General features: G+C 48.8%; 7 protein-coding genes. 6 read left to right on the top strand and 1 reads right to left on the bottom strand.

The features are described 5' to 3' along the window. The first annotated feature begins 209 nt into the window (after positions 1-209). From AC1DUA_RS19650 to AC1DUA_RS19625, 6 genes are all read left to right on the top strand, one after another. Entirely contained in the window at positions 210-539 is a 330-nt protein-coding gene (locus AC1DUA_RS19650; protein ID WP_477501379.1) for a PadR family transcriptional regulator, read from the top strand. Between the two features lie 13 nt (positions 540-552). Beyond that, on the top strand, positions 553-1,419 hold the full coding sequence (locus AC1DUA_RS19645) for a pentapeptide repeat-containing protein (RefSeq protein ID WP_477501378.1): 867 nt from the start codon (positions 553-555) through the stop codon (positions 1,417-1,419). Between the two features lie 18 nt (positions 1,420-1,437). Then, positions 1,438-2,208, top strand: coding sequence for an ABC transporter ATP-binding protein (locus AC1DUA_RS19640; RefSeq protein ID WP_477501377.1), 771 nt, complete (start codon positions 1,438-1,440; stop codon positions 2,206-2,208). Then, entirely contained in the window at positions 2,209-2,973 is a 765-nt protein-coding gene (locus AC1DUA_RS19635; RefSeq protein ID WP_477501376.1) for an ABC transporter permease, read from the top strand. A gap of 112 nt (positions 2,974-3,085) precedes the next feature. Next, positions 3,086-3,706: a carbohydrate-binding family 9-like protein gene (locus AC1DUA_RS19630; protein ID WP_477501375.1), complete on the top strand. Its 621-nt coding sequence runs from the start codon at positions 3,086-3,088 to the stop codon at positions 3,704-3,706. 377 nt (positions 3,707-4,083) lie between these two features. Next, a complete protein-coding gene (locus tag AC1DUA_RS19625) occupies positions 4,084-4,236 on the top strand; it encodes a hypothetical protein (RefSeq protein ID WP_477501374.1) in 153 nt (50 codons plus the stop codon). Positions 4,237-4,511: 275 nt separating this feature from the next. On the opposite strand, the gene AC1DUA_RS19620 is transcribed toward AC1DUA_RS19625, so the two are convergent. After that, positions 4,512-5,711 carry an ornithine--oxo-acid transaminase gene (locus AC1DUA_RS19620; protein WP_477501373.1) on the bottom strand — a complete coding sequence of 400 codons (1,200 nt, stop codon included), beginning with the start codon at positions 5,709-5,711 and terminating at the stop codon, positions 4,512-4,514. Between the last annotated feature and the right edge of the window lie 350 nt (positions 5,712-6,061).

Raw genomic sequence — 6,061 nt, 5'->3', positions numbered from 1 at the left:
TCGGGGATCAGGGCAATGCCGCATAGGTAGGAAGGGTTAAAAGACAATCGTTATATCTCATAGCAGGAACACATATAGAGTGTCGGCGATTTGATCGCTGACGCTTTTTTTATGTCCGGATAAATTATTTTAGGCAAAGTAATTAATTTGAAATAGTACATTGACAGACATAGTAGTATGCTTTATCATGCAGTTATGGAGGTGATGACATGAGTGAGAACAAAATCACATCCGACCTGTTACGCGGACATACCGATACGATGATTTTACGGCTCTTGTCTGAAGCTGATCGCTATGGCTATGAGGTTGTCAAGCTGATTGCCGAGCGCTCAGGTGGCGAATACGAATTAAAGGAAGCGACGATGTACTCCAGCTTCCGGCGGCTCGAGGCAGACTTGGATATCACGTGGTATTGGGGCGATGAGACTCAGGGAGGACGTCGTAAGTACTTTAGGATTACGGAGAAGGGCAAGGATACTTACGCCCGCAACAAAAGGAATTGGGAGTATGCGAAGCGAGTGCTAGAGAATTTATTATAAGGAGATTGATACTATGAATCCGAAATTGACGAACTATTTGAACGGTGTATTCACGCCATACGACGGGGTGAAAAGTGTTGGTGAATTGAAGGCCGACCTGCACTCCGATTTGCAGGAGCGCTACGCAGAGCTCAAAGCCGAGGGCAAAGACGATGAAACAGCATTAAAAATGACGATTGAAAGCATCGGAGACATCGAGCAAACGATCTTGGAGGTCGCCAACCTCTCTCGCTCGTTGGAACGGCAGGTGTTGATTAACTTTAGCGCAAGCAACCTGGCCCAAAGCGACTTTGCAGGCGTTACAGCCCATAAAGGGCAGTTTATTGGCAGCGCGTTACGCGGTTCCGACTTCGCAGGCGCAGATTTGACAGGCAGCTCATTTAAAAGCAGCGATGTAAGAGAAGCCAATTTTGACCGTGCGAATTTGACGGACTGCAGCCTATCCACTCTTGACCTGACCAATGCAAGCTTCGTAAACACGATCCTTGTCCGAACCAATTTCAGCAAGTCGGGGCTTGATGGTGTCAAATTCACAGGAGCAAGACTGACCGACGTGACATTAACGATGACCGATCTTAGAAAAACGAATTTTGAAGGTTGTTCATTTGAAGGAGTTGACTTCAAGTACACGGATTTGACTGGGCAGCGTTTTGACGGACAGACGTTTATCGGCGTTAAGTTTGACAAAGCGGCCTTAAACGAAGTTTCATTCAGGAACGCAACACTTAGAAATGTGTCTTTCCTGTCGGGATTTACTTTGTCTAAGAAATACTACAAGGCTATCAAAAGCATCTGCTTTGACGGCGCGACGATGGATAAACTGACTTTTGCGGCGCTTAAAGGCATGGAAGCTAATTTGTCAAAAGTTACAGTCATTTAATCTAAGGGAGGGAATCTGATGCAAACCATGGCTACCAAACCCATTCAAGTAAAAGGACTGAAAAAGTCCTACAAGGGGCATCAAGTGTTGAAGGGTGTAGATTTCGAGGTGGAAAAGGGGAGTATTTTCGCCCTGCTTGGCTCCAACGGGGCAGGCAAGACAACGGTTGTCAAAATCCTCACTACACTGCTCAAAGCAGACGATGGAGCTGCCGCCATCAATGGATTCGACGTCGCGTCGAAACCTGATCATGTACGGCAGATGATTAGTCTGACTGGACAATTTGCCGCGGTGGACGAAATTTTGACCGGACGAGAAAATCTCATCATGATTGCGAAGCTGCGATACCTCAAGGATCCGCGCCAGGTTGCGGATGACTTGCTTAAACGCTTCGGATTGACAGAAGCAGCAGACCGCAGGGTGGCTACTTATTCCGGTGGTATGCGCCGCAGGCTCGATATCGCATTAAGTCTTGTAGGCAAGCCCCAAGTCATATTCCTTGATGAGCCTACCACTGGACTCGATCCCGAGGCACGTATCGAGGTGTGGAAGGTCGTCAAGGAACTTGCCGACGGAGGAACGACGGTGCTTCTCACGACGCAGTATCTGGAGGAAGCCGAGCAGCTTGCTGACAAGATTGCCATTCTGCACGAGGGCAAAATTATTGCTAGCGGCACGCTCTCTGATTTGAAAAAGCTGTTTCCATCCGCAAAGGTGGAATATGTTGAGAAGCAGCCGACATTAGAGGATATATTCCTATCCATCGTTAGCAAAAAGGAGGAGAAATAAATGGAAACGGTAAAAAATCATTTCTTCAGCGATGTTAGCGTCATGCTTGGCCGCTCTATGCGCCATATTTTCCGCAGCATGGACACCATCGTTACGGTCACCATTATGCCGATCGCGATGATGCTGCTGTTCGTCTACGTGCTAGGTGGTGCGATTCAAACTGGAACGGATAACTATGTAAATTACCTGCTGCCGGGTATCCTACTGATCGCTATTGCTAGCGGTGTGTCCTACACTGCTTATCGCCTGTTTATCGATGTGCAACGTGGAATATTCGAACGGTTCCACACGATGCCGATTGCGCGTTCCACCTTACTGTGGGGGCATGTCATAACCTCGCTGGTATCCAACGCAATATCAGTTGTCGTCATCATCCTCGTATCGTTGATTATGGGTTTTCGATCATCTGCTGGAGTACTGCCATGGCTTGCCGTAGCTGGCATACTTGCACTGTTTACCCTGGCTTTAACCTGGGTCGCAGCAATAGCTGGACTGTCCGCAAAAACGGTTGACGGAGCGAGCGCTTTTTCCTACCCGATTATTTTCCTGCCATTTATCAGCTCGGCATTTGTGCCAACCGAGTCAATGCCAACTATCGTTCGTGTCTTTGCCGAAAACCAACCGGTGACCTCAATTGTTGAAGCCATCCGAGCATTGCTGTCAGGTCAGTCAGTGGGCAATGAAATATGGATTGCGCTTGCTTGGTGCGTGGGAATTATGATCCTGGCTTATATATTTGCAATGAGAGTTTACCACCGCCGATAGGCGGTTTTATTGTTTTATAGACATTCCACATCCTTTTCCCTATTGGCATCCATGTAATAAGATATTAATATGGTTTACAAAGATTAATTGCAAAGAGGAGAATCGAACTGGAATGAGATACGAATGCCAATACATAGCTGTAGAAAATGCAAGTATTCCTTGGGATGAAATAAACCCGGAGATGCTATGCGATGTCGTGACTGGAGCCAACTCTCGTTTGGAAACTCGTTTCCGTGCATGCTGGACTGCAGAAGCATTGCATGTCCGGTTTGACTGCGAGGACGATCATGTCGTGGCGATGATGGACCGGCGTGATGATCCTATCTACGAGGAGGATGTCGTGGAAGTGTTTCTTGATCCCATGGGTACGGGCAAAGTCTACTACGAATTCGAACTTAGCCCGCGGGGCGTTGAATTCGATGCTCTAATTCACAACAACCTCGATGGGAATAAAATAGTGGATGTAGCCTGGGATGCTAAAGGTCTGCGCACGTCTGTCTCCCATGGGGCAGAAGGGTGGAAGCACTATGAACTGCAAATTCCATTTGCTGATTTAGTGGATGGGCAGGAACAAGCACAAGTCCCGCGGCATGGTGCCGAGTGGGGCTGGAATGTGTATCGGATAGATGACGATACCGAAGGACAACGGCATTACTGGGCATGGTCTCCGACCGGTGCTGTCAATTTTCATATTCCGCAGCGTTTTGGGACGCTCGTGTTTGTTAAAGAATAGCAAAAGCTCCGACTTTCTCTTAGGGAGAGTTGGGGCTTTTTTACATTTGCATGGCGGTTCAGCTGCAATAGCTGGAAAATCTACCGTTAATCTGCGCTGCTTCGGTCCTGGAGATGGAATAGAAGGAGAAACTCCTGTTAAATCTTCTATAATTACCTAAATATGGACGGATTTTTAAAGATTAACAGGAGAAATTCCAGCTATTTGAGCAAAAGTGGATTAGATGCACACAATAGCAGGAGTATTCGGCGTTAAAACAAATGAATGAGTGAAACCGATATTCGGGGATATCATGATCAAGCTCATGATGGATGATAAAAGCGATATTGAGAAACTGCTCAGCTGAGTAAATGGTTCAGTCTGGGGAGGCGCTTAAGGTGTTTTTGACCGATTTGGAGGAAGGCTTCTGGCAGCTCCAGATGAAGTCGGGGCAGAACGTTGCCGTGTTCCAAACAGCAAATGGTACACTTGATTTGCAGGAGATTAGAGGCAGTATCAGGCTGGTTTGGACTCGCGATCGTAGTATATAAAAAGGGTGTTCCAACAAGGCTTGTAGGTCCTTGTTGGAATACCCTTTTGTATGGAGCGGAACTCCTGGCCGCTATTTGTCTGCGATGCAGCTGTTTGGTGAATAAGGCGGAACTGTGGTCCGTTATTTCACCAGCTTGGGGTGGAAAGTGACCAATTTGGGGCAGATAAGGGCGTGTAGTTCCGTCTCAAACAGGAAATGACCGATTTCGCTCAAATAGCGCCCTGTAGTTCCCATATGCTGGGTTTGTTTGATCTCCATCAGATGTAAACCAGCTTAAGCCCCAATCAGCACATCGCGTACGTGCTGCCAAGCCCAATCCAGCTCCTCCTGCGTGATCGTTAGCGGAGGAGCAAGGCGAATAATGTGCTCGTGTGTCTCCTTGCACAATAGTCCCTTCTCCTTCAGCTGTTCGCAGAAGGGGCGGGCCGGAACCTTAAGGTCAATACCAATGAACAGCCCGCGTCCGCGAATCTCCGCGATCAGCGGGGACTGAATTTCCTGAAGCCGCTTCAGGAAATAAGCCCCAAGCTCATCCGAGCGCTCTGCGAGCCGCTCGTCTTCGATCACTTCCAGCGCCGCGACAGCGACGGCGCAGCCGAGCGGGTTCCCCCCGAAGGTGGAGCCGTGGGACCCGGGCTCGAACACCTCAAGGACCTCACGATCTCCGGCCACCGCCGAGATCGGAAAAACACCGCCGCCGAGCGCTTTGCCCATGATGTACAGGTCCGGCGTGACGCCTTCCCAGTCCGTGGCGAAGCGGCGGCCCGTACGGCCGAATCCTGTCTGGATTTCGTCCGCCACGAAAAGCACGCGATTCGCTTGGCATAGCTCATAACATTCCCGCAGATAGCCATCCCGCGGGATAACAATGCCGGCCTCGCCTTGAATCGGCTCGAACAAGAACCCGGCTGTATGCGGCCCAATAGCCGCGCGGAGCGCCTCCACATCCCCATAAGGGATGATGCGGAAGCCCGGCGTGAAGGGCCCGAAGCCGCGCTTATATTCCGGCGATGACGAGAAGGAAGTGACCGTCACCGTGCGCCCGTGGAAATTCCCTTCGCAGACGATAATCTCCGCTTGATCATCGGGGATTCCTTTGACATCGTAGCCCCAGCGGCGGATCGCTTTTACTGCTGTTTCGACGGCTTCCGCCCCCGTGTTCATTGGCAGAATCATCGGCTTATTTGTGTAGTTCGCTAATTTTTCATAAAAAACCCCGAGTGTCTCGCTATGAAAAGCTCTTGAAGTCAAGGTGACCTTCTCAGCTTGTTCATGGAGCGCTTTCAGGATATGGGGATGACGATGGCCCTGATTCAGAGCCGAATAAGCGCTAAGCATATCCATAAAGCGGTTGCCTGCTGGATCTTCGACCCATACGCCTTCCGCTTTGGAAATGACAATAGGCAGCGGGTGGTAATTATGGGCTCCGTACTTTTCTGTTTTCGCAATGATCAAAGAACTTTTTGTGTCCATGAGTATTCCTCCTTAGAGTGCAACCTGGCCAAACGTGTTTTGATACCTGTATTGTCGCATATCGCGAGCTTGTAATCTATTGTATTCTTCTGGTTATAAGGTTGCTCATGTGGTGCCACATGCCGGTTGTCCGATATTCGGGCAGCGTATTTACGGGAAATGGCCTTTGCATGTGGTTGCCTCCGAGCATATATTAGAAGAGAAAGGTAATATTATTTGAAGAATACTAAAACATTTCGTTTTATGAAAATGCTTTCATTTTCGCAAAAATTTATTACAAGGCGTGTCAGATATTGCAGGAATATGGGTAGGAAGGCGCGAATAGTTCTGATAGCTGCTGTACATTACAG

This window comes from Paenibacillus sp. 01T422, from assembly GCF_056398785.1.
Note: the sequence above shows the minus strand (reverse complement) of the source record. Positions and strands in the feature narration are given on the sequence as shown.